This window comes from Oceanobacillus sojae (assembly GCF_900162665.1).
GTDB lineage: Bacteria > Bacillota > Bacilli > Bacillales > Amphibacillaceae > Oceanobacillus > Oceanobacillus sojae_A.
Map to the genome: position 1 here is coordinate 303,396 of NZ_LT727812.1, position 25,249 is coordinate 328,644.

Annotated in this window: 25 protein-coding genes and 2 other annotated features; of the genes, 4 read left to right on the plus strand and 21 right to left on the minus strand. The window is 39.2% G+C overall.

From position 1 onward, the window contains the following. Positions 1-167: 167 nt before the first annotated feature. The 6 genes from pheA to rplU form a co-directional block, all read right to left on the minus strand. Entirely contained in the window at positions 168-1,022 is an 855-nt protein-coding gene (gene pheA, locus BN1068_RS12370; RefSeq protein WP_077603163.1) for a prephenate dehydratase, read from the minus strand. Positions 1,023-1,197: 175 nt separating this feature from the next. Next, positions 1,198-2,478, minus strand: coding sequence for a GTPase ObgE (obgE, locus tag BN1068_RS12375; protein WP_077603164.1), 1,281 nt, complete (start codon positions 2,476-2,478; stop codon positions 1,198-1,200). 2 nt (positions 2,479-2,480) lie between these two features. Continuing rightward, positions 2,481-3,014, minus strand: a complete 534-nt coding sequence (locus BN1068_RS12380) for a Spo0B domain-containing protein (protein ID WP_077603165.1) — start codon at positions 3,012-3,014, stop codon at positions 2,481-2,483. A 155-nt stretch (positions 3,015-3,169) separates the two neighbouring features. Beyond that, positions 3,170-3,460, minus strand: a complete 291-nt coding sequence (gene rpmA, locus BN1068_RS12385) for a 50S ribosomal protein L27 (protein WP_077603166.1) — start codon at positions 3,458-3,460, stop codon at positions 3,170-3,172. A 14-nt stretch (positions 3,461-3,474) separates the two neighbouring features. Continuing rightward, entirely contained in the window at positions 3,475-3,804 is a 330-nt protein-coding gene (locus BN1068_RS12390; RefSeq protein WP_077603167.1) for a ribosomal-processing cysteine protease Prp, read from the minus strand. A gap of 17 nt (positions 3,805-3,821) precedes the next feature. Then, complete coding sequence (gene rplU, locus BN1068_RS12395) at positions 3,822-4,130, minus strand: 50S ribosomal protein L21 (protein ID WP_077603168.1); 309 nt, start codon at positions 4,128-4,130, stop codon at positions 3,822-3,824. Positions 4,131-4,145: 15 nt separating this feature from the next. Then, positions 4,146-4,220 (minus strand) — a sequence feature (ribosomal protein L21 leader region). A gap of 223 nt (positions 4,221-4,443) precedes the next feature. Between rplU and BN1068_RS12400 the strand changes: the two genes are divergently transcribed. Beyond that, positions 4,444-5,226, plus strand: coding sequence for a M23 family metallopeptidase (locus BN1068_RS12400; RefSeq protein WP_077603169.1), 783 nt, complete (start codon positions 4,444-4,446; stop codon positions 5,224-5,226). Continuing rightward, positions 5,210-6,076, plus strand: coding sequence for a M50 family metallopeptidase (locus BN1068_RS12405; RefSeq protein WP_368483283.1), 867 nt, complete (start codon positions 5,210-5,212; stop codon positions 6,074-6,076). The genes BN1068_RS12400 and BN1068_RS12405 overlap by 17 nt, the downstream gene beginning before the upstream one ends. A 54-nt stretch (positions 6,077-6,130) precedes the next feature. Here BN1068_RS12405 and minD read toward each other — a convergent pair whose 3' ends face one another. The 8 genes from minD to BN1068_RS12445 all read right to left on the minus strand — a co-directional run bounded on the left by minD (position 6,131) and on the right by BN1068_RS12445 (position 13,553). After that, the gene (minD, locus tag BN1068_RS12410; RefSeq protein ID WP_077603170.1) at positions 6,131-6,925 is read right to left on the minus strand and encodes a septum site-determining protein MinD; all 795 of its coding nucleotides are present in this window, start codon (positions 6,923-6,925) and stop codon (positions 6,131-6,133) included. Next, complete coding sequence (minC, locus tag BN1068_RS12415; protein WP_077603171.1) at positions 6,918-7,604, minus strand: septum site-determining protein MinC; 687 nt, start codon at positions 7,602-7,604, stop codon at positions 6,918-6,920. The genes minD and minC overlap by 8 nt, the downstream gene beginning before the upstream one ends. 114 nt (positions 7,605-7,718) lie before the next feature. After that, entirely contained in the window at positions 7,719-8,243 is a 525-nt protein-coding gene (gene mreD / locus BN1068_RS12420; protein WP_077603172.1) for a rod shape-determining protein MreD, read from the minus strand. Then, the gene (gene mreC / locus BN1068_RS12425) at positions 8,240-9,121 is read right to left on the minus strand and encodes a rod shape-determining protein MreC (protein ID WP_077603173.1); all 882 of its coding nucleotides are present in this window, start codon (positions 9,119-9,121) and stop codon (positions 8,240-8,242) included. Before mreC ends, mreD begins: the two co-directional genes overlap by 4 nt. Positions 9,122-9,136: 15 nt before the next feature. Beyond that, positions 9,137-10,174 (minus strand): rod shape-determining protein, encoded by a 1,038-nt coding sequence (locus BN1068_RS12430; RefSeq protein ID WP_077603174.1) that lies wholly within the window; start codon positions 10,172-10,174, stop codon positions 9,137-9,139. Positions 10,175-10,381: 207 nt separating this feature from the next. Continuing rightward, a complete protein-coding gene (radC, locus tag BN1068_RS12435; protein ID WP_077603175.1) occupies positions 10,382-11,068 on the minus strand; it encodes a RadC family protein in 687 nt (228 codons plus the stop codon). Positions 11,069-11,298: 230 nt separating this feature from the next. Beyond that, the gene (locus tag BN1068_RS12440; protein WP_077603176.1) at positions 11,299-12,165 is read right to left on the minus strand and encodes an SPOR domain-containing protein; all 867 of its coding nucleotides are present in this window, start codon (positions 12,163-12,165) and stop codon (positions 11,299-11,301) included. A 137-nt stretch (positions 12,166-12,302) separates the two neighbouring features. Then, the gene (locus BN1068_RS12445; RefSeq protein WP_175637142.1) at positions 12,303-13,553 is read right to left on the minus strand and encodes a bifunctional folylpolyglutamate synthase/dihydrofolate synthase; all 1,251 of its coding nucleotides are present in this window, start codon (positions 13,551-13,553) and stop codon (positions 12,303-12,305) included. A 57-nt stretch (positions 13,554-13,610) separates the two neighbouring features. On the opposite strand from BN1068_RS12445, the gene BN1068_RS12450 reads away from it, so the two are divergent. Both BN1068_RS12450 and BN1068_RS12455 read left to right on the plus strand, forming a co-directional pair. Further along, positions 13,611-14,507, plus strand: a complete 897-nt coding sequence (locus tag BN1068_RS12450) for an ATP-grasp domain-containing protein (protein ID WP_139344828.1) — start codon at positions 13,611-13,613, stop codon at positions 14,505-14,507. Continuing rightward, positions 14,504-15,352, plus strand: a complete 849-nt coding sequence (locus tag BN1068_RS12455) for an ATP-grasp domain-containing protein (protein ID WP_077603178.1) — start codon at positions 14,504-14,506, stop codon at positions 15,350-15,352. The genes BN1068_RS12450 and BN1068_RS12455 overlap by 4 nt, the downstream gene beginning before the upstream one ends. Before the next feature lie 45 nt (positions 15,353-15,397). Here the strand turns inward: BN1068_RS12455 and BN1068_RS12460 are convergent, their stop codons facing one another. The 7 genes from BN1068_RS12460 to hemC all read right to left on the minus strand — a co-directional run bounded on the left by BN1068_RS12460 (position 15,398) and on the right by hemC (position 25,157). Then, the gene (locus tag BN1068_RS12460; protein ID WP_077603179.1) at positions 15,398-18,043 is read right to left on the minus strand and encodes a valine--tRNA ligase; all 2,646 of its coding nucleotides are present in this window, start codon (positions 18,041-18,043) and stop codon (positions 15,398-15,400) included. 55 nt (positions 18,044-18,098) lie between these two features. Next, positions 18,099-18,344, minus strand: a binding site (T-box leader). Between the two features lie 402 nt (positions 18,345-18,746). After that, the gene (ysxE, locus tag BN1068_RS12470) at positions 18,747-19,745 is read right to left on the minus strand and encodes a spore coat protein YsxE (RefSeq protein ID WP_077603181.1); all 999 of its coding nucleotides are present in this window, start codon (positions 19,743-19,745) and stop codon (positions 18,747-18,749) included. A gap of 163 nt (positions 19,746-19,908) precedes the next feature. Then, complete coding sequence (gene spoVID, locus BN1068_RS12475) at positions 19,909-20,991, minus strand: stage VI sporulation protein D (protein WP_077603182.1); 1,083 nt, start codon at positions 20,989-20,991, stop codon at positions 19,909-19,911. Positions 20,992-21,185: 194 nt separating this feature from the next. After that, positions 21,186-22,472 carry a glutamate-1-semialdehyde 2,1-aminomutase gene (gene hemL / locus BN1068_RS12480; RefSeq protein WP_077603183.1) on the minus strand — a complete coding sequence of 429 codons (1,287 nt, stop codon included), beginning with the start codon at positions 22,470-22,472 and terminating at the stop codon, positions 21,186-21,188. 12 nt (positions 22,473-22,484) lie between these two features. Then, the gene (hemB, locus tag BN1068_RS12485; protein WP_077603184.1) at positions 22,485-23,468 is read right to left on the minus strand and encodes a porphobilinogen synthase; all 984 of its coding nucleotides are present in this window, start codon (positions 23,466-23,468) and stop codon (positions 22,485-22,487) included. Next, complete coding sequence (locus BN1068_RS12490) at positions 23,461-24,228, minus strand: uroporphyrinogen-III synthase (protein ID WP_077603185.1); 768 nt, start codon at positions 24,226-24,228, stop codon at positions 23,461-23,463. The genes hemB and BN1068_RS12490 overlap by 8 nt, the downstream gene beginning before the upstream one ends. 2 nt (positions 24,229-24,230) lie before the next feature. After that, a complete protein-coding gene (hemC, locus tag BN1068_RS12495; protein ID WP_077603186.1) occupies positions 24,231-25,157 on the minus strand; it encodes a hydroxymethylbilane synthase in 927 nt (308 codons plus the stop codon). Between the last annotated feature and the right edge of the window lie 92 nt (positions 25,158-25,249).

A 25,249-nucleotide genomic window follows, 5' to 3' on the forward strand; every position in this document is an offset into this window, starting at 1 on the left:
ATTGTTAAAATTATCTGCTTTAACTTTTTGTATATAACTGGAGTTCAATCAATATTTCTAAACTCCGGCAATTTTTAAATAATTTTAAACATCGATAAAACAAACCATGATCAGGATACTTCTTTCATAAATTCTTCATACTTATTTATAGTGTAAAAAGCTTTATTTTATAAAATATCGTAAACTGAATATGACCCCAAAATAGTTACCTGACATCCAAGCGCTTCTAGCTCAGCCTTAGCGCCGGGAAGCAGTACATCATCGTATGCCTGTTCCACATCAATAATAAAGAAATAATTGCCCAGTCCAGTCTTTGTCGGTCTGGATTCAATCTTGGATAAGTTCAATTTACGCCAGGCAAAAGCAGAAAGAATCTGATGCAGAGCACCCGCCTTATCACTTGGTAAAGTGATTAATAGCGTTGTTTTTTCGCCCTTAGCCTCTCGCTTAATGTTAACTTTTTCCGGATGATGGGAAAGGATAAGAAAACGAGTATGATTATTTGGATAATCATGAATATTTTCCTTAAATATTTCCAATCCATATTCTGAAGCAGCAGCGCGATTCCCAATAGCTGCTATCGGTTTATCGGAGCTGCTGACCATTTCTGCTGCTCTTGCAGTTGAAGTAGTAACAGCTACTTTGGCGTGGTTGAAATGATGATGCAGATATTGTTGACATTGTGCGATTGCATGACTATGCGAATGAACTTCTTCTATTTCTTCCTCTTTGCTGATCATATTACTGCGAACAAGTAAATGCATTTGAATTGGAACAACAATTTCCCCTACTACAGGAATTCTTACTTGATGTATTAAATAATCAACGGTCAGCTGAACTGTACCTTCAATTGCGTTTTCCAGGGGGACCACTGCAATATCAATTTCTCCGTTGTCTACAGCATCGATACATTCTGGAATCGTTTTATAATCTTCTTTATGTTCCCCATTGAAAGTTGCATCTACTGCTATTTTTGTAAATGTTCCCTTGGGTCCTAAATAACCAATACTCGTCAACTTCATTTCCTCCTAAATAGAAAAGTGCAAAGCGCCAGTTTAAAATGTAAAAAATAGAGCCCCTGTACTTTAGGACGGTTTGACTGGATCCGTCCTTTCTTCCCTTTTTGCGGATGCTTTATCACAGGGGCTCTCTTTTCAGCTCTCCGGTTTTGGCGCTTAGAGCTGAACAAATCAAAAACTACTCAATAAAATCAAATTCATAATCTAACAGGCGGACAGTATCACCGTCTTTTGCTCCGCGTTCACGCAGCGCTTTGTCAACGCCCATCCCTCTTAATTGGCGGGAGAAACGCTGAACAGCTTCATCATGCTGAAAGTCGGTCATTTTAAACAATGTCTCGATCCGGTGGCCATAAAGGACAAAAGCACCATCTGGATCTCTTGTTATATGGAAAGGATCCTCTTCCTTCTGATAACGATAGACAACTGTTTCATCAGCCGGTTCTATCTCCTGTTCATATTTTGGAATCTCCTCCAGCTTATCTGCCACGGCAAATAATAAATCTCTCAAACCGTCTTTTGTTATGGCTGAAATTCTATATATAGGGATTTCTTCTCCAAGCTTTTCTTGAAACGCACCCAAATTTTCTTCAGCGCCCGGCATGTCCATTTTATTTGCAGCGATGATTTGCGGTCTTGTTAAGAGCTTCTTATCATAGGCAGCCAGCTCTTCATTAATCTTCACATAGTCCTCATAAGGATCGCGTCCTTCAGTTCCTGCCATATCAATCACATGTACAATAACCCTTGTACGCTCTACATGACGCAGGAATTGATGTCCCAATCCGACACCTTGAGAAGCACCTTCAATTAAGCCGGGCAAATCTGCCATTACAAAGCTGCGCTGATCTCCTGTATCAACAACACCGAGATTAGGAGCGATTGTTGTAAAATGATAAGCAGCAACCTTTGGCTTGGCAGCACTGACTACAGACAGCAATGTAGATTTACCGACGCTTGGAAAACCGACTAATCCCACATCAGCAATCAGCTTCAGTTCAACTTTAATATTACGCTCCTGACCAGGCTCCCCGTTTTCAGCCATATCTGGAGCTGGATTGCGAGGATTGGCAAATCTGGTGTTGCCTCTTCCTCCACGACCGCCTTTTGCAATAACAGCCTCTTGCTCATGATTTGTTAAATCAGCAATAACTTCGCCTGTATCTTCATCTATTACCGTAGTGCCCGGCGGTACAGGAATAACATAGGCAGCAGCATTTTTCCCATGCTGTGTTTTGCTCATGCCATTTTCACCGCGTTTCCCTTTAAAATGGCGGTTATATCGGAAATCCATCAATGTGTTTAGACCTTCATCTACTTTAAAGACAATATTTGCTCCGTTCCCGCCGTCTCCGCCTGCTGGTCCACCTTTAGGAACATATTTCTCTCGACGATACGCAACCAGTCCATTTCCGCCGTCACCGGCCTTTACATATACACTCACCTGATCGACAAACATTGCTAATCACCTCTTTCTTCTTTTGCTAAATTCCATTCAAAATTCATTTTTTCGTTCTCCTGTGTTACAGAAATACCATATTGCTGTTCTATATTTTCAATACTTATTTTCTCAAGGATAATATCTTTTATAATCATCCTGATTACCCATTGTGTTTTTTGCTCTTCAATATGAAGAGCAAGATCGTATACAAGTAAATCTTGTGCAGCTTCTGATAAGAAAGCTAATAGTTTTTTACAGGACGATAGAAGCTCCTGCTCATCTATCTTTTTTGTAGAAGATTCGAGTAAATCTACATGATACGTTAATGCAAAGGCAGGATATGTCTCTTGAAACTGTAAAATCCATATCATAAGCTTATCAGCATTTAACCGCATCAGTTTCCGTTCCTCTTCATAGTATTCCAAAACATTATCCAAATTCATTTTTGCCTTATCCGCTTTCCCCATAGTTAAATAACCGGAAACAATTTGTAATCGGTTCATTAAATCATGTCTGTATTTTTGTATTAAACGAACTGTCTCCTTTTCGTCCATTCCTTCACCTCATTAAAATTGAGTATAGCAGAAAACACAGCAAATCAAAAGCAGTAAAACGGAAGCATTCGACAATATCCGGAAAATGAAAGCAGGCTGCCGAGAGATTATCTCGACAGCCTGCCTTGTTCCTTAACTATACTGTTAACCTAGCATTATGCTTCTTTGGCTACAGGATAAACACTGACCTTTTTACGATCTCTACCGAAGCGTTCGAACTTTACAACACCATCGATTTTAGCGAAAAGCGTGTCATCCCCGCCGCGGCCAACGTTCTCACCTGGATAAATTTTTGTACCGCGTTGACGATAAAGGATAGAACCGCCAGTTACAAATTGTCCATCAGCACGTTTGGAACCAAGTCGTTTTGATTGTGAATCACGACCGTTTTTAGAGCTACCTACACCTTTTTTAGATGCGAAAAATTGTAAATCAAGACGTAACATAAAAATGCACCTCCTTATGAGAAATTCAGTCGAACATGCTCCCCATAACTTTCTTCAATAGTTTCTAAAGAGACAATCATCCCCTGTACTAACCATTGTATCTTTTCAAGTTTTTCGGAGCTTATGTTCTTTGGAAGCCGGACAGAAAGATAGCCGCCGTCAGCTCCCTGATCGATATTGAGGTCTGTCTCACATAGCTTCATAATTGCATTCACAGCGCCAAATGTCACAGCTGAAACACCTGCACATACAAGATCATATCCGTAAGGACCGCTCTCTGCATGTCCAGTAAGCTCAAATGCTGTAACCTGATTATCTGATTGAAAAACAGTTATTTGAATCATTATGAATAACAGAACCCTTATAAGCTGATTTTGTCAACTACAAGTTTTGTGTATGGCTGACGATGACCTTGTTTACGATGATAGTTCTTTTTAGGCTTGAACTTCACAACATCAATTTTCTTTTGACGGCCATGCTTTTCAACCTTAGCTGTTACAGTTGCGCCCTCAACGTATGGAGCACCAACCTTCACATCGTCTCCTCCGACGAATAGGACTTTTTCAAAAGTTACTGTGTCGTTTACTTCACCAGCAACCTTCTCTACATAGATTTCTTGTCCTTCAGTTACTTTAACTTGTTTACCACCAGTTTCAATAATTGCGTACATTTATATGCACCTCCTCATTTAACTCAGACTCGCCATTCAGGTACTGCATCCTGCAGTTTTAAGACCTGTTCTGCGCGGTTGTAGCACGGGTGCTACTTAGAATAACAGATAAATCTTATCATTTTACAGGTTCCATTGTCAACCTTTTTTAATAATCTTAGCTGAAAATGCTTAACTATAATATAGTATGGAAGCTTTTATATTTCATACATTTACTCATATAAACAGCTTGTTTATCATATATATACTTGTACCAATCTAAGAAGGAATTTGTTTCTGATATTATTATCTTTAAAAAAGGATTGTGAGATGGATGGATAAAAACTTAAAAAAAATTCGTAAATCAATTGAAATGCGTCAAAAAGTAAAAGGGTTAAATAGAGCAAAACAAGGTAATCAAGAGGATTATTTACAAAGTAACGCATTACCCGATATAGAAGAATCTCACGGTTTTTATCCTTCTATATCTTCCAGCCATACAAATTCAGCAATTCCTGAAAATAATTCCCGTATTGCCAGTATTGCAGTGAAAGCTCTATTGTCCGTTTCGCTTTTTCTGGGAACAGCCCTTGTAACAGAAGTAGACAAACCTTTTATGGAGCAGCCCAAAGAATGGATAACTTCCAATTTAACCAATCAATTCCCTTTTGCTAAGGTGAATGCCTGGTATTCTGAGGCATTTGGGACTCCCTTATCCTTCAGACCGGGCACAGTTGCAGAAGAAGTTGTTACAGATCCAACATATCTTCCGGTGAATGGAACCATTTCAGAACACTTCCACGAAAATGGCCAAGGTGTCTATATTGATGCAGACGGAGAAGAAAACGTGGCTGCAGTTGGAGAAGGTATTGTGGTATTTGCCGGCAATGATCGTTCTACAGATAAAACAGTAAAGGTTCAGCATGCAGACGGCTCTACGACACAATATGGTTTTTTAGATTCGATCGATGTTCATTTATATCAGCATATCTCTAATGGTCAAGTTCTTGGAACGTTAGGAAAAGAAAGCGGCAATCAATCTGTTTTTTTCGCAATAGAGCAAGAAAACCAATATATTGATCCTGAGCAGGTGATTCTGGTTGATCAACAGCCTTAAAACTTCTATACAACTCATTCATTTCCACCCTATCTTGTGGATATTTATTCTCGTTTCTTTTTTGACAGGCTCTTTCACAGAACTGGCTATTATTTTCAGTATTGTTTTTCTCCATGAATTGGGGCACTACATTGCTGCTTCTTCCTTTAAATGGCGAATTTCATCTATTGTTCTCTGGGCTTTTGGCGGAGTAATGAAAACAGATGAACACGGGACCCGTCCTGTCCGCGAGGAGGCGATCGTTATCCTTGCAGGACCATTTGTACAGATTTTAATTTATGGCTTTTTGTATGGCGGTTCTTCCTTTGGAGTAATTCCAGATTATTACTTTGAATTAATGCTTTATTATAATACAATTATTCTCCTGTTTAATCTGCTGCCAATTTGGCCATTGGACGGCGGTAAGCTGGTTTTCTTAGCCTTAACTACTTTCTTAACCTTTAAAAAAGCATATTATGCAACGATTATCGGTTCTTTAGCGATATGCGTAATAATCGTTTTAGGACAGCTACTTTTTTTCCCATTTACGTTAAGCAGCTTTCTTATCTGGCTCTTCTTAATACAGGAAAATTGGAAAGAATGGAAATATCGCTTTTATGTTTTTATCCGTTTTCTTTTAAAGAGATACGAAGGAGGAAATTTTGTACGTGCCATTAAACCAATTTACGCATCTCCTCAGGACAGTTTTTTAGATGTATTAACCCGTTTTCATCGTGAAAAGAAGCATACCATCTATATTGAATATCCTGACAGAGAGCGGATTTCTGTGGAGGATAATGAGTGTTTAGATTATTATTTTAATGAAAGACCCTATCGAAAGACAATTGGGGAAGTATTTACCGGTTACTAAAAAATAAACATCCGACGGATTTTGTGATCTGTCGGATGTTTTCTTGATTCATTATTATATTTTAAAAAATGCCTTTATTTTCTGCATAAATCCTTTTTCTTCCTCCAGTGACTGCAAGGGAACTGTTTCTCCCAAGATTCTTCTGGCTATATTGCGATAGCTGATCGAAGATTTGAAATTTGGAGAGAGAGAAATTGGTTCTCCTTTATTGGAAGCTTTAATCATTTCTTCATCGTCAGCAACAATGCCTATTAAATCAATTGCCAACAATTGAACGATATCATCTATATCCAGCATATCGCCGTTTTTCATCATATGATTGCGAATTCGGTTAATAATTAGTCTCGGAGGCTCTACCATATTCTCTTTTTCGATAAGTCCTATGATACGATCGGCATCCCGTACACTTGAATTTTCAGGCGTCGTTACAACAATGGCTCTGTCAGCACCGGCAATTGCATTTTGAAAGCCTTGTTCAATACCGGCAGGGCAATCTATAATAATATAATCATACTCTTGCTTCAGTTCTGAAACAATTTCTTTCATGCCTTCTGTCGTAACAGCAGATTTATCACTTGTTTGTGCAGCAGGAAGCAATGAAAGGTAATCAAAACGTTTATCTTTGATTAGAGCCTGCTGCAGCTTGCAGCGTCCCTGAATAACATCGACAATATCATAAATAATCCGATTTTCAAGTCCCATAATTACATCTAAATTTCGCAGGCCGATATCTGTATCAATTAAACATACTTTTTTATCCATTAAAGCTAAAGATGTACCAATATTTGCAGATGTAGTTGTTTTACCAACCCCACCCTTCCCGGATGTAATTACAATCGCTTCACCCATTATTCATTCTCCTCTCAAATGCGCTAATCACCTTTCTCTGTTTAGAAAGTGTTTTAATCGAATCGATCACAATCTTGTTCTGATCTGGATCAATGATTCCGCATTCCATGTATACGCCATCAGCTTCATAATCAGGTGCCCGGCTAATATATTCTGCAATTCGAAGCTGCGCCGGCTTCATATAGGAAGCAGCTATAAAAGCCTCTTGATCTCCATCTATACCGGCGTGCGCAATTCCTAATAAATTCCCCATAATATAGATATTCCCGCTGGCTCTTACTCTGCCGCCGGGGTTCACATCACCAATTAACAGTAAATCTCCTTTTGTTTCCAGTACTTGTCCGGATCTGACAATCTGATTAACTACTTTTAATTGACTTTCATCGAGCCATGTTTTTGCATCTTTAATTGGTATAACATCTGATTCCATCGCTTCAATTTGAAAACGGTTTTTTTCTTCAATAATTTCTTTTAATTGATGACGCTGCTCTTCCGTTAAATAACGATGACCGAGTTTTACTTTAACCGAAACAACAGGCTCTTCTTTTTGCGGGGTGCTGGCGTCCAGTTTTTTTATCAGGTCTTGTAAAATCTCCTCAAAGGAAGAATTTTCATCAATAAATAAAATCAAACCATCTCTAGTACCTTTAATTGTGATGGTTGGTTTCGTTTCTTGCACGATACATTCACCTCTTTTTTCTACAGCCACATCTAATGAAGGATGCCGACTGAGCAGAGTCTGCTGCTCTTTAATAAATAATTCGGTTTTTCCGGTTTATTTCAAACGGTCAGATTATGTTAATTCTGTACCCCATTTCCGCATTGGTTTTATAATAAACGGATAAATTAATACCAGGAATAATAGATTCATAAGAATTGTAGGTATTAACCGGTTCAATAAATACACTTCAATCGGCATATCTGTAAATCCAATAACGGTGAAAATGGCGTAAATACTAATATCAGCTATAGCTATTCCAAAAGCTGACAGCATCAGCAGTACATAAAAATTTCCCTGCAGCATTTTCTTCAAACCACGGACAATATAAATTACAAGTGCGTAAGAGAACATATAGACGCCCAAAACACCTGTATAAACGATATCAAAAAGCAATCCAAAAATAAGCGCATATAAAACAGCATAATAAGTATCATTACGGTCGTAGAAAATAGCAATATAAATTAATATGACAAACAGCCAGTGGGGCACAATCATATATGTACCCATTAACAGCTGATGAGGTAAAAGCTCTAAAGCGACTCCGGAGAGTACCATTACTGCGAAAAGTATCAAAGGGAATATTACACGTCTGGTCAAGACTCGTCATCCCCTTCTTCGTCTTCATCTTCCGGCTGGTCAATCGAACGATTCACCACAATCACATTCCGGATATCAAATAAATCTGCAGCCGGCTCCACCATTGCAATTCTTGTTAATCCATATTGATCAGCAACAACCTCTTTGACTTCACCAATGGTAATCCCTGCCGGAAATTCTCCGCCCAGCTCGGAGGAATATACGGTATCTCCTTCTTCGATATCGGAATCAGACTCTTCAATAATACGGAATAAGAGCATCTCTGTTTCTTCATCAAACCCTTCAATCATTCCAAAAATATCACTGTCATCATCCCGTAATACCGTAGCAGAAACACGGTTAAATTCATCAAATCCAGTCAATAATTGCACGGTGGATGTATCTTTTGAAGTACGAAGAACTTTTCCAATCATTCCTTCGGCTGTTCTGACAACCATATTTTCCTGAACTCCGTCGCTTTCTCCACGGTTAATGGTTACCTGATCCACCCATTGTTCCGGCGAACGGGCGATTACGGTCGCATAGATTGGTTCATAATCCCGTGCTGTTTCCGTCATATCAATAATAGAGCGTAACTCTTCATTCTCATCTTCCAGCTTCTGCAAATCATATACCATGCTTTTTTGTTGAGATAATTGTTCTCTCAACACCTGATTTTCTTCGTACGTTGTCTTAAAGTCACTAACGTTTGATGCAATATCAGTAACAAACGTAACTGGAGCCTGCGCAATGTTCTGCACCCAGCCTACTGCATCACTGACAATCTTCTCGGCAAAGTTTAAATGCCCCCGACTGTTTAATGAATATCCTATTAACACCACTAGTACAATAAATCCAATGAGGATCACAAATAATTTCTTACTTCGAAAAAAATTCATACAAACACCTACTTATTAATTTAACGCGCGTGAAGACACACTTGGAGCAGAACGGAATTGATCGATATAATCAAGTGATTTGCCCGTTCCAATTGCTACGCTTTCCAACGGTTCATCTGTAACAAATACTGGAATTTTTGTTTCCTCACTAATTACCTTGTCAAGATTTTTTAAAAGAGCGCCGCCGCCTGATAAGACAATACCCCGATCCATAATGTCAGCGGATAATTCCGGCGGCGTTTTTTCTAATGTTGCTTTAACAGCATTAACAATTGCATCAATATTGTCATCTAAAGCTCCGGAAATTTCTTCAGATGTAACTGTAATTGTTTTTGGCAATCCCGTCAATAAATCGCGCCCTCTTAAATCCATTTCTTCTCCAACAATGCCTTGTTTAGCTGCTGCTATATCCATTTTAATCGATTCAGCCGATCTTTCTCCAATCATTAGGCTATAATTTTTTCTTATGTAAGAGATAATCGCCTCATCCATGTCATCTCCAGCAATCCGGATCGAATTGCTGGTTACAATACCTCCTAAAGAAATAACAGCAATTTCAGTGGTTCCTCCGCCAATATCAACAATCATACTGCCTGTCGGTTCCCAAACAGGTAATCCTGCTCCAATTGCTGCAGCAAAAGGCTCTGCTATCGGATAAGCTTCTTTTGCACCTGCCTGTTTGGTTGCATCAATAACTGCTCTTTCCTCAACCATAGTAATCCCGGACGGGACACAGACCATTACATTGGGTTTTCTTGCAAAGAGAGAACGTTTCTTCATTGCTTTTTTCATATAGTAGCTCATCATAATGGAAGTTGTATCGTAATCTGCAATTACCCCATCCTTCATCGGGCGGATAACGGAGATATTTCCAGGTGTACGTCCAATCATCATTCTTGCATCACTTCCGACAGCCTCGACTGCCCCTGTCTCCAAATTTTTTGCCACAACAGATGGCTCGCGGACAATAACACCTTTGCCTTTTACATAGACTAATGTATTTGCTGTTCCTAAATCAATTCCTAAATCCTGAGAAATATTAAATATCCCCATAAAATTCGTCCTCCCCCATTCTTTCATTAACAATTATATTTTCAGCTTTTCATTTTATATCAGCACGTATTGTAGACTGAACTTTATCATAAATCAAGCTTTGTTTATACAATTTTAAGAAGCGCCACTTTTACATTTTTTGAAAAATGGCGCTGAAAATTAATTCCATATACAATTATACGAAAAAAATCCTAAAATAGATAGTATTTATAAGTATCCTTTTTGTTTTAACGACACAAAACGCTCATTCCCGATAACAAGATGATCAATAACTTCTATTCCAATTATTTTTCCAGATTCGACAAGACGCTTCGTAACAAGGATATCCTCCTGTGATGGTGTCGGATCACCAGAAGGATGATTATGACAGACTAAAACAGAAGCGGCGGAACGTCTGACCGCTTCCCGGAACAGTTCACGAGGATGTACTATTGAAGCATTTAAAGAGCCGATAAAGAGGGTTTGACGATGAATGATTTGATTTTTTGTATTTAAAAAAAGAGCTACAAAATGTTCCTGTGCTAAATTGCGCATCTCTTCCATAACATAATTCGCTCCATCTTCCGGAGAACGGATCATATAGGTATCCAGAGACTTATAACTGCTGATTCTTTTTCCGAGTTCAATTGCTGCCAATATGTTTAAACTTTTCGCAACACCTATTCCCTTAATAGCTGTTAATTCTTCTACCGTAGCATCTCTTAATAATTTAATACCTTCAAAGTGCATAAGAATACGGTCTGCAAGCATTTGCACAGGATCATTTTTAGAGCCGCTGCCAATCAGTATAGATAATATTTCCTGATTGCTCAGCTTATTGGCACCATGCTTTAACAAACGTTCTCTTGGCCTGTCTTCCGTTGGTAAATCCCGAATAAAAATTGGTTTTCCCATGATAATCCCACCTTTCTTTTATCTATATCATAGCGGCCCCGCCCCCTTTCAACAACTTGGTAATTATTCATTTCTATAGAATATCAGCAGGCTATAATTGATTTTTTCTAATGAGAAATGGATTCTTTACTGGTCTTTCAGCCAAGCAAAAAAGAATTTTACATAAAAATCCCCATAGAAAGCTGTTGTCTAAAAACTGGGCTTTCCATGGGGTTTTTACAATACCTGCACTATAATTCGTTATATACCTTCATCCAGTTTAATAATTGATAAGAGGAAGGCTCCCCCATCATCTCTGTTAAACTGGTTACTAATTCAGCTATCTCTTCCGCTCCCTCAGGAGCCTGATTCACCAACGCAGTTATCTCCTCATCTGCAATTGGCTGATTTAAATCCACCTGCTGCAGCTGTTCAGTAAAAAAGCCTTGAAACTCCGTTAACCAGCCATCCTCTGCTTCTGTCATTTCTATTTCTCTCGCTTCTGTACCCCATTCCTTCACATAAAGCTCTGCCTGATTATTAGAAAGCGAGGCAGCAAGAGACTTCACTGCATCTTCCGTCGGGCCAACTCCTGCCATCAAATAATATTGGCCGTCTTTTTCAAAAAATACAGTTGATATGCCTAAGCTCGTTAAATTCGCTATTAGTGAATCAGCATTTTCTTTTTCTGAAAATATGCCCGCCTGAATAATATACGACTCTAATGAATCTAGTGAACGTGTAACTATACCTGAATCCGCTTCCTCTTTTTCTGGCTGAGCAACCGGTGCTGTTCCCTGCGATGGATTTCCGGCACTGGCTGGTGCATCAACCTGTACAAACATCCGAAAAAGAATAAAACCTATAACTGTACCGACAACAATGGCGCTTATTCCGCTTACGAGGATAGCTTTCCATACTATATTTATTTTTCTTAAGGACTTGCCTTTTTTCATGCTGTTGACTGCTGGCAGTGTAGTGAAATCAGGTTCATCTTGTCCTTTTTCAACAGCTGCCGCAGATTCCGTATCTGCTGCAGCTTCTGTGGAGGATTTTTTAACTTTATATGTCCAAGTACCTTTCGTATCATCTATCGTATGTGGTTTTTGTTTTGTCATCAATCCGGCCCCCCAATGCTAGTACTGGTTTTTACTCTAGCATAGCTCTTGTAAAAAGTAAGGCGAATTATGACATCCGTTTTTATAATCGTTCTACAATATTCTTTTATGTTCTTATCGTTTTCTGTTATTGAATCTTATTCCTCCAAAGATTTAACAAAAGAACGGATTAAATCGATAAAATGAAATGATCCTGTTACCAAAACCGGTGCTGCTGATGTATTTATTTGATCTGTGATCCATGTCTGCCAATCTTCTACCCTCTCCCCTTTATTTTGCAGCGGGTAATCTGGTAATGGAAGTGCCCTGGGATGTTCAAAAGAAGTTATATACAAATTCGGAAAAACATCTGCCAGCAGCCTTTGCATTTCTGCTACATCCTTATCCTTAAATGCAGCAAATAAAACCAGCACTTTTCTTCTTGGATAAATTGCTCTCACTGTTTTAATAAAAGCCTTCACTCCTGCTTCATTATGTGCGCCATCGACCAGGATAAAGGGATTATCATGAATTTTTTCCATTCTTCCCGGTATTGTTACCTTCTGCATAGCATCAATCGAAATACGCATATCCAGGTGGCCAAATCTATTCTTTAATACCTTTAAAGCCTGGATTGCTACAGAGGCATTGTGATGCTGATGTATACCAATCGTCCGAAGCTTTACACGATACTTGGAGGCAAGGTTTTTCCATTCAAACTCATCAATCTGCAACTCCTTAATAGTGAAGTCCATCCCAAACCGATATAATACTGCTCTCTTTTTATTTGCTTCATTGATAATCGGGATAAGACCTTCCCCCTCCACTCCTGTTATAATAGGGGTAAACGGTTTAATAATCCCTGCTTTATGCGCTGCTATTTCCTCCAGTGTATCACCTAAAAATGCAGTATGATCTCTGGAAACTGTCGTAATAATGGATAAAATAGGGTTAATAACATTTGTTGTATCTTCTCTTCCGCCCATACCGGCCTCTATAATGGCTATATCCGCCTTTCTGGAAAAATATAAAAATGCCATGGCAGTAATAATTTCGAAGTGGCTGGGCGCTCTGCCATCCTTATCCATTTGCTGAATCACCGGTTTTACTTCTTGAAATAATGCAGTAAAAGTTTCCTCGGATACCGGCTCTCCATTGATGAGAATAAAACCGGTCAGACCATGTAAACTTGGTGAGGTAAATGTCCCTGTACGATAACGATTTGCTCTTAATGCGGCTTGCAAAAAGGTACCTGTAGAACCTTTTCCATTTGTTCCTGCAACATGAATAGATGCAAACTTCTTCTCCGGATGATCTAAAGCTTCTAACAATGCCTCTATACGATCCAGGCCAGGCTGTATACCAAGCTGCTGCCGTTTTTCAAAAAAATTAATAATGTCTGCGTGCATCTTTCTTTCCCCCTTCATCTATTCATCGTATACTAATCACAGAAAGGATGTTCTATTTTGAATTATTTTGGCTGGATTATTATTAATGGAAGTATTGCAACAGATAAATTTCTGGACTATGCAAATATGATTAAAGAAGCTGCTGCAAAGCAAGGAATGAATACAACCTGCTTAAAAAATGATGATTTAATAACTTTATTATGCCCGAAAAAAAGCGCTGTGTCATCTATATCAAATAATGGTAAACTGCCTGACTTTGCATTTTTTATTGATAAGGATATTTACTTAGCAAAACAGCTGGAACAGCTGGGGGTGCGTGTATTTAATTCGTCAAAAGCAATTGAAATCAGTGATGATAAAATTTATACTTATCAAATGCTCGAGAAGCATCAGCTTCCTATTCCTAAGAGCATCATTGCTCCTAAAACGTATCATGCAGAAAGCCTTTCTTCCTGTTACATACAGAAAGTAATCGATTATCTCGGTTTTCCAATGATTGTGAAAGAAGCATTCGGCTCCTTTGGAGAACAGGTTCATTTAGTCCATAATAAAGATGAACTAACCAGTGTCGTCACTCAGATTGGACAACGTCCATTTTTATTTCAGACCTATATTAAGGAAAGCAGAGGCCGGGATATTCGCGTTCAAGTTATTGGTGACCAGGCAATTACAGCTGTGGAACGCCAAAACAGTCAGGATTTCCGGGCAAATGTGACGAATGGAGGAAAGATGCTTCCATTTACCATTAATGATGAAATAGAGGAGCTTGCCGTTGAAGCTGTAAAAGCAATTGGAGCGGATTTTGCAGGGGTGGATTTATTATTTGGACCAAATAATGAATGGCTGATTTGTGAAATAAATGCTAACGCACATATCCGAAACCTGTATGAATGTACAGGAGTCAACGCTGCTGACCATATGATAGCATATATAAAAAAGGAGCTTTTCCAATGAATGGCTGGTTAATCTATACAGAAGCTGATTCCACACGAAATAAAAGTTATATTGACTGGTTTATTGATGAAGCCAAAAAGCAGTCCATTACACTAACATTGCTATTACGGGAAGATATTTCTATTGGTATTCAAAGAGATAAACAAATCATCCATGTAAAAGGAAAAGAAATCCATGCTGATTTTGCTGTTGTCAGGACAATGGACCCGCTTCTTAATAAACAGCTGGAACAGATGGGAATAACAGTATTTAATAATGCGGTTATTTCGGAAACATTTAATCATAAGGCTCATGGTTATCTGGCTATACAGCAGCTGGATATACCGGTGCCGGAAAGCTATTTTTTTCCTGGAAAACTTATCCCTTCCTCTCTGCCACTAAATTTCCCTTTTGTTGCCAAAACGGCTAACGGCAAAGGCGGTAATCAGGTTACGATGATTTATAACCAGCAGGAATGGGAAGAATATCGAAAAAGCGGTATGGAGGATTATTTATTACAATCACCGAAAAATATTCAGCTTGGTAAGGACTTACGGGTATTTGTTATCGGCAAAAAGATTATCGCTGCTGTTTTACGGTCTAATGCAAATGATTTTCGGGCGAATTATTCTCTTGGTGGAACAGCTTCCCTGTACAGATTAAATAAAACCGAAATAAGAACCATTCAAAAGATTATAGATGCTTATGATTTTGGACTTGCCGGTATTGACTTTATGTTTACAGAGGATGGAGAACTCATATTTAATGAAATTGAAGATGCGGTTGGCTCCCGCACTTTGAGTATGCTGAGTGATACCAATATTTTAGAAGAATATATTCGTTTTATAAAAGAAAAAATGCATTAAAACAGAAAAAAGCTATGCGGAAATTTTCCACATAGCTTTTTTTGATTACTGCTTCAGCTCTGCCAAACGGGCTTTTACTTTCGCCTGTTTATCCAGATAATCTTTTTCTTTCTGCTTTTCTTCTTCTACTAATGCTTCTGGCGCTTTACTTATAAATCCTTGATTAGACAGCTTCTTTTGCACTCTTTCTACTTCTTTATTCCATTTTGCAAGTTCATTTTCCAATCGTGCAATTTCCTTATCAAAATCGATTAAACCTTCTAAAGGAAGAAAGATTTCTGCTCCAGTTACTATAGAGGTCATCGCTTTGTCTGGAGCTTCAATACCCTCTGCAATTTGCAGGGAGCTCGGATTACAGAAACGCTCTAAATATTCCCGGTTCTTCTCTAACTCGTGAACGAGCGCATTACTTTCTGCAGAGATAAGCATATCGATTTGTTTAGACATTGGTGTATCCACCTCTGCCCGGCTGTTACGAACGGATTTGATAATTGCAACTAAACGCTGCATTTCAGACACCGCTTCTTTATCATCAAATTCTGGATTTACTTTCGGCCATTCACTGACGGTGATAGACGGTCCTTCATGAGGGAGCTGCTGCCAGATTTCCTCCGTGATAAATGGCATAAATGGATGCAGCATACGCATCGTCTGGTCTAAAACATGCGCCAGAACAGAGCGTGTTGTCTTTTTCTTCGCTTCATCCTCACCATATAGCGTCAGTTTTGCCATTTCAATATACCAATCACAGAATTCATCCCAGATAAAGTTATAAAGATGTCTTCCCGCTTCACCAAATTCATATTTATCGGCATTTCTTGTTACGTGGTCGATTGTTTCATTCAAACGGGATAAGATCCATCTGTCAGCAACAGTTAAGTCTCTAGTTAAATCAATATCCTCATATGTGAATCCTTCCATATTCATAAGAGAAAAACGGGAGGCATTCCATACTTTATTGGCAAAATTCCAGGTAGACTCGATTCTTTCCCAATGGAAACGCAAATCCTGACCAGGTGTTGATCCAGTCATTAAGAAATAGCGCAGGGAATCTGCTCCATATTTATCAATAACATCCATTGGGTCCACACCATTCCCCAAGGATTTACTCATTTTTCTTCCTTCTGCATCGCGGATTAAACCATGCAGCAAGGTATCCTGAAACGGCCGTTCATTCATGAATTCTTTTGATTGGAAAATCATCCGGGATACCCAGAAGAAAATAATATCATAGCCTGTTACTAATACATTGGTAGGGAAATAACGTTTTAAATCAGCAGCTTCCTCATTTGGCCAGCCCATGGTAGAAAATGGCCAAAGTGCAGATGAGAACCACGTATCTAATACATCTTCATCCTGTTCCCAGTTTTCAACATCTGCAGGAGCTTCTTTGCCTACATAGATTTCTCCTGTTTCTTTATGGTACCAGGCCGGAATCCGGTGGCCCCACCATAATTGTCTGGAAATACACCAGTCACGGATATTGTCCATCCAGTTAAAATATGTTTTTTCAAATCGTTCTGGAACAAAATGAACTTTTTCCTCCTCAGAATCCTGCATGTTTAAAGCAGCTTCTGCCAACGGCTCCATTTTCACAAACCATTGCGTTGATAAATAAGGTTCAACAACTGCTCCGCTTCTCTCCGAATGCCCAACCTGATGCGGACGCTCTTCAATCTCAAACAGAACACCTGATTCCTGCAAATCTTTAACAATTTGCTTCCGGCATTCAAACCGGTCTAAGCCCTGATATTTTCCTGCGTTCTCATTCATGGTTCCATCTTCATTCATAATAAGCACGCGCTCTAAATTATGGCGGTTACCGATTTCAAAGTCATTTGGATCATGCGCTGGTGTAATTTTAACCGCTCCGGATCCAAGCTCCATATCTACATACTCATCGGCAACAATCTGCATTTCTCTGCCGACAATCGGCAGGATAACCGTTTTGCCGATTAAATGCTGATAGCGCTCATCTTTCGGATGGACAGCTACTGCAGTATCCCCAAGCATTGTTTCCGGACGGGTTGTTGCAATTTCAATCGTTTCATCACTGTCTTTAATCGGGTAGCGCATATGATAAAACTTACCCGGGATTTCTTCATAAATAACCTCAATATCAGAGAGGGCTGTTTTTGTGGAAGGATCCCAGTTAATAATGTACTCTCCGCGGTAAATAAGTCCTTTTTCATAAAGGCGGACAAACACTTCCCGGACAGCTTCAGATAACCCGTCGTCCAGAGTGAAGCGTTCCCGGGAATAGTCTAAGCCAAGTCCAAGCTTCTCCCACTGTGAGCGGATAAAGCTTGCGTATTCCTCTTTCCATTCCCAAGATTTCTCAAGAAATTTCTCGCGGCCAAGCTCGTAACGATTTGTTCCCATTTCTTTTAACTTTGCTTCTACCTTTGCCTGTGTCGCGATCCCTGCATGGTCCATTCCAGGGAGCCATAATACATCATAGCCCTGCATACGCTTCATACGTGTAATGGTATCCTGCATTGTTGTATCCCAGGCATGCCCTAAATGGAGACGCCCTGTAACATTTGGCGGCGGAATAACAATAGAATAAGGCTCCTTCTCGGGATCATCTTTCGCTTCAAAAAACTTACCATCTAACCAAAATTGATATCTTCCTTTTTCCACTTCTTGCGGATTGTATTTCGGAGGAAGCTGATTTTGTTTATCTGACATGTTAAAAACCTCCTTCATTTTTATGAAAACTAAAAAAACCCTTTCATCCTGATATATAAAGGACGAAAAGGTATATTTCCGTGGTACCACCTTTGTTTGCTTATAAATAAAAGCGATACTAGCTTTTACGAAGCACACTCAAGGTCATGGATATCGGCTGACAACCGGAATCTCCTACTCCATTTTTCAGAGATCCTGCATCAGAGACGACTTCAAGAACAACCTTCCCGGGAAATTTTCACCACTTGATTTCCCTCTCTAAGAGCGTTTATTCTTTACTATTTCTCTTCCACGCATTCATATGTTTTCTTAGTAACATTTATTTTATCGTTTCCTCCAGGGAACGTCAACTATATTTTCATATATTTACCGGTAAATAGGCATTTCCCCGGTCAAGCCAGTAATATGAACATGAAAATTCGTCATAAAAAAGTGTATCTATATTATTGACACACTTTTCACAGGTTTATACATAACATATTATATTAAAGTACTGAAATAAACAGGAGGGGATAAATATGTCCCGTTTTTATCGTTATCGTATTCCGCCTTGGGCAAGAAAATGCATTTTTATTGTAGAAACCTGTATTACACCTATTTTAGTATTTCAGATTATTCGAACGCTTTTAATACCCACAGCATTTGACATTATAATATTGGCTGTACTAATTGGTCTTGCTCTTTCTTTTTACATGCAATGGATCTAATCTGGCTGTTCCTCCTTTGATTCATATGTTTCTTGTATAAAATCCACCCAGTTCATTCCAAATTCTAAACGACGAAATTGCTGCTGCAGCTCCTTTACCTGATTAATCATTGATTTTTTTGTGCGGCGGTCTGTATAATTTTTGAGCACACTTAAATAGGATGACGGGTTAAGTAAATAGACAGAAACAAGATGCATCTCCTTCACAGTCAGATGATTTGTTTTTTGGTAAACCGTAAATGCCTGCTGTATCGACTTTTCGGGCTGATTATAAGAACCTGTCAGTCCCCGGAAATAATGTGATAAATCACGTGCAGGATGCTCAAAACCTCCTGATTCCCAATTAATTAAATAGCCTCCCTTTGAATGCGTGTCATCCACCCGCTGATGGCATAAACTGGTCGACCATAAAATATCTGTTTCTTCCTCTCCATAGATTTGTTCAAGTTTATCCTGCAATAAACCTACGGCATGACAAACTCCTTTATAATGTGTGCAATAAAGAAGTTCAAACGGAGACATGTATTTTCTGCTTTCATAATCTGTGACGCGGGTATGAAGCTGATCCAGAGATTCCTTACAAAAGTTTGAAAAACCTTGAAAGGTATCTTTTAGACGGTTGGATCTAATACGGCTGGTTTGCCTTGTTTTTTTATGAATTTGCGCCAGCGTCTGCAAGGTTCTCTCTATATGATACGTAGAATCGGTTATTTCAGGAGCGTCAATCCATGGCGATAAATAGTAATAAAAATTCTCTTCTTTATGAAAAAATGTATTATCTCTGGTCAAATATACAGGTAAGATTTCTGTTACATTTTGTTCACGAGCAATGTGGTAGACATGCTGCCAATTTTCAATCGTCTGCTCTGTTAAAAAACTGCGCTTCAAGGCATACTCCTGCATACCGTCAAATACTTTCACCACACGTTCAGTCTGTTTTTCAATACTGACGGGGTAGATATGATATGCTTCCAGCACTTTTTTCCATAAATTCATCCTATGTCACCTCTTATTTAGAAAAACTTGAATTCGCTCGAGTTTTAACAAACCTGCTTTATTCTATATTTGGTACATTTACCTTATTGCTGGTTTTAAAAGTTGAAATTATGTAAAATCCCTACACAAATAAACTTTTTGTTATTTGTGCAGGTTGGTACATTTATTGATTTGCCGGAATATAGAGCAGCTGTCCTTCATTCACTTCATAATCTGCATCTAACTGATTATGCTTAATTAATTGCAATGGACTGATTGCAAACCGTTCGGCTATGGTATCAATCGTATCATTCTCCTGAACAATACACAGCCGCATTCTCACATAATGATTTTGATCTGCCTCCCTGAAAATTTCAGACAATATGGATTCATTTTCTGTTCGTTCTTCTTTTTCCTCCGGCTCCTTGCTTTCCGTTATCTCTTCATCTCTGGGTGTATCTTGATAAATTGTATCCTCTATATAATCGATTATTTCAGACTCGTCTGTTGTATCCCAGCCTGACTCTTCTTCTGTTTCTTCTGTCGACACAATATCCTCAACCATTTCTAATTCTTCTTCCAGCTGTTCTTCTTCTTCAGAAACCTCTGCCTCCGATAGAGACTGAAAATATTCAGACAAAGGCTGAGATTTTATTTTCCATCTATCCGGATCATCCTCTGTCTGTTCTTCCGATACTGTTTGTTCTTCTGACGTAGTTTGCTCATTACGTGTTAACTTTTCTTCGGGATGCTCAATTTCAAAAGAAAACGTGTCCCCAACCTGCTCTTGTTCCTCTTCTTCCAGATTCTCCTCAGCTGGACGATAGACTTCATCCTGTAAAATGCCGTTAATTTCAACTACAGCGGCTATTTTCAGGCTATCTGGTCCTAGTAAATCATAATCAAAGGTTTCAATCTGCACAGTTACATCCTCTAAATTTTTCACCCGATGAGGCGGCACAGATATATCTACAGGGAATTTATGTGTAAATAGATATAGACCGTTAACCTCCCGGATGCTCTCTACATAACGCTTTGCCTGAATCTGGTCAAAGTCAAGCACTTCTCCCTCTTCTTCATCAACATTTACTTTTTGGTATTCCCCTTGAAGCTCAATAGCACCGCGAATAGAAATATAGTTATCTAATGACTCGATTGTTATTTCTGGTTCAATGGAAATACCCCTGATTTCCTCTACTTCCTGTCCTTTTTCAAAAAACAGTGATTCTTCCAGTTCAAAAATAAATGAATTAGAATCTACTGACAAATGTATTCCTCCTCTCGCAAACAGTCCAGATGCGGATCATTCGTTATCAATTATATGATTTGGGACAGCAGAATATGCTAAGGAGGAGAAATGACTCACAGTAAATATTAAAAAAAGAGAAATCCAAATTCGAATAGAATTTAAATTTCTCTTTTCATTAAAGCTTTATAAAATATAGTTAAATTATATTTTCATTACTGTTCAATCTTCGCAAAGGCTGTGTCAATTGCTTCAATTGTCTTTTCAATATCCTCGTCTGAATGGGCAGTAGATAAGAATAAACCCTCAAATTGAGATGGAGGCAGGAATACGCCTTCTTCAATCATAGTACGGTAATATTGCGCAAAATAGTCTAAATTAGAAGACTGAGCCGTTTCAAAATCAACAACTTCCTGGTCAGTAAAGAATACACCAACCATTGAGCCTGCGCGGTTAATTTGAAGCGGGATATTATATTTATCTGCAGCAAGACGGAAGCCTTCTGCAAGCCGGTCGACTTTCTTATTAATTTCTTCATAAGAAGCTTCTGTTAAAGCAGTTAAAGACTCATAGCCTGCTGTCATTGCTAACGGGTTACCGGATAATGTTCCAGCCTGATAAATCGGGCCGGTCGGCGCAATCTGTTCAACAATTTCACGTTTTCCGCCGTAAGCACCTACAGGAAGACCCCCGCCGATTACTTTACCAAGACAGGTTAAATCCGGTGTTACATCAAAATGGCCCTGTGCACTGTAATAGCCGACACGAAATCCTGTCATTACTTCATCAAAGATAAGTAATGAGCCATTTTCTTCCGTAATTTCACGTACACCTTTTAAGAAACCTTCTTGTGGAGGAACAACGCCCATATTCCCGCAGACCGGCTCCATAATCACTGCTGCAATTTTATCGCCATAATGTTCAAAAGCCAGCTTTAAGCTATCCATATCATTATATGGTACTGTAATCGTGCTCTTTGCAATATTCGCAGGAACTCCGGGACTGTCCGGAAGACCAAGTGTTGCGACACCGGAACCAGCTTTAATCAGCAAGGAATCTCCATGACCATGATAGCTTCCTTCAAATTTAATAATTATGTCTCTGCCGGTATAACCGCGGGCCAGACGAATCGCGCTCATTGTTGCTTCTGTTCCAGAGTTTACCATTCGAACCATTTCAATGGAAGGAACACGATCAATTACGAGCTTTGCCAGCTTATTTTCCAGCAATGAAGGAGCACCAAAGCTTGTCCCTTTTTCGACAACTTCTTTTAAGCTGCTTGTAACACGCTCATCCGCATGTCCTAAAATTAGCGGCCCCCAGCTTAATACATAATCAATATACGTATTACCATCGATGTCGGTAATTTTTGAGCCTTTTCCTTTTTCCATAAAAATCGGATCCAATCCGACAGATTTAAATGCGCGTACTGGAGAATTTACTCCGCCGGGCATTAAATCGACGGCTTCTTTATAAGCATCTACTGATTTTGTATTTTCCATGCTCTTCCTCCTTTATTTCTCTTCCTGCAACCATTTTGCCACATCTTTTGCAAAATAGGTAATAATTAAATCCGCGCCTGCACGTTTCATAGAAAGCAATGTTTCTGTAACCAGTTTTTTCTCATCAATCCAGCCATTTAAAGCGGCCGCCTTAATCATGGCGTATTCTCCGCTCACATTATATGCAACGACAGGAACATCAAAATTATCTCTTACCTCACGCATAATATCCATATAAGACAGGCTTGGTTTTACAATTAAGAAATCGGCGCCTTCTTTGATATCCGATTTTGCTTCACGGATTGCTTCCAGACGGTTTGCCGGGTTCATCTGATATGTCTTCCGGTCCCCAAACTGCGGTGTGCTGTCTGCGGCATCACGAAACGGGCCATAATAAGCAGATGCGTATTTCACTGCATAGGACATAATTGGAATATGGTGAAAGCCTGCTTCATCCAGAGCATGGCGGATTACTGTCACAAAACCGTCCATCATGTTGGAAGGTGCAATAATATCAGCCCCTGCTTTCGCTTGAGAAACAGCTGTTTTAGCTAACAGTTCCAGAGAAGCGTCGTTGGCTACGTCTCCATTTTCAATCACACCGCAATGTCCATGTGATGTGTACTCACATAAGCAGGTATCCGCAACTACAAGCATTTCCGGATAAGCTTGCTTCACTATTCTTGTTGCTTCCTGGATAATTCCATGATCATGAAAAGCCTCTGATCCAATTTCATCCTTTTCTTCTACTACACCAAACAAAATCAATGAACGAATTCCTAATTGATAAGCTTCCTCTACTTCTTCCAATAAATGATCAAAAGACAGCTGGTACACCCCGGGCATGGAAGGCACCTCATGTCGGATGTTCTCCCCTTCAATAACAAAAATCGGATATATAAAATCTGTTGCTCTTAAATGTGTTTCTTGAACGAGTGCACGCATCGAAACGGATGAACGCAAACGTCTGTGTCTGTCAAATGTGAATTCACTCATGATTGATCTTCCTTTCATTTACTATCTTTGCAATTAAGTCTAACATAGCATCTGTAGTATATGGAGTTGACGTATACACATCAGGAACGCCTAGTTGTTTTGCCTTTTCTTCTGTTGTTCTGCCAATGCAAATATACGTTGCTGTATTTGGAATATACTCTGCTAATTGAACAAACGCTTCTACGGTTGATGGGCTCGTAAATGTTATATAGCTGACTGTTGGAAGCTCCTGATTCAGCTTCCGTTTCGATTCCATACAGTATGTTGTCTCATAAACTTCCAGTGTTTCATAAGCAATCTGCTCTTCCTCTAATTTTTCCGGGAGTGTCGGCCGGGATAAATTACCCCGGATCAATAACACCGGCTTAACTGAGGTATAGAATGCAATAAACTCCTCTGCCATCGCCAGCGCATCAAATGTTGCCGGAATAAAAGAAGCTTCATAGCCATACGTATGCAACGCCTCTTCTGTTTTCTTTCCGACAATCCCTATCTTCACTTCTTCCGGAAGTTTTATATTTTGTTTACGGAGCAATTGAAAAAAAGCCTCCACACCGTTTGCGCTTGTTATAAATACCCAGCTAAAGCTGGAAAGCCGCTTCAGTATGGAAATATCCCCAAGGTTCTTCAAAAACTTTATTTCAATCATTGGAGTGATAACAGGGCTTCCGCCTAACTTTATGACTTTTTTCGCCATTTCAGCAGCTTTCGTCTCTTCCCTCGTAATTAATATGCGCTCCCCACGAAGCGGCTTCTCCATGATTATTCCATCTCCTCTTTAACCCGTTCCACAATTTCTTTGGCTCCCTGTTTAATTAATAACTCTGCTGCCTGCTTACCGACCTGGACAGAATCATTTCCGCGGACAACTTCTTTCAGGACTGTCTTTCCATCCGGTGTACCTACTAAAGCAGTTAATACAATTTCTTCACCATCTAAATAAGCATATCCGCCAATTGGTACTTGACAGCCGCCTTCTAATAAATGCAAGAAAGTACGTTCCGCTAATACTGTCTTTGCTGTATATTCATCATGAATTTTTTGGACAATTTCTTGTAATTCCAAATCATCTGCACGGCTTTCAATTGCCAGCGCCCCCTGCCCTACAGCAGGTACACATATTTCCGGATCTAAGTATTCTGTAATCAGATTCTCACTTAAACCGACACGCTTTAAACCGGATACAGCCAAAATAATTGCGTCATAGTCCTCTTCATTTAATTTACGAATACGCGTTTCCACATTTCCGCGGATCCACTTGATCTCTAGATCTGGTCTGGCTGCAAGAATTTGTGCGCCTCTGCGTAAACTGCTTGTCCCGACGATGGAGCCTTCTTTAAGATCTGCTAATTTCACATTATCTTTTGCAATATAAGCGTCACGATGATCTTCTCTGACAGGAATAGAAGAAATTTCTAAACCCTCTGGAAGAGCAGAAGGCATATCCTTCATGCTATGGACAGCAAAATCAATCTCTTTGTCAAACATTGCCTTTTCAATTTCTTTCACGAAAAGACCTTTTCCGCCAACCTTTGATAATGTAACATCCAGGATTTGATCTCCCTTTGTAACAATTTTTTTAATCTCGAATTCATTTTCTACGCCGGCTTTTTTCAGCTGATCAATAACCCATTTCGTTTGTGTAATTGCTAAATTACTTTTTCTGGAACCTACAATAATTTTTCGCACGATGTTTTCCTCCTCGATTCTTTGCAGTCTCGCAATTCTTCTACAATAAAAAGCAACCAGAAAGTGATGAAATGACCTTCTGGTTGGATGTG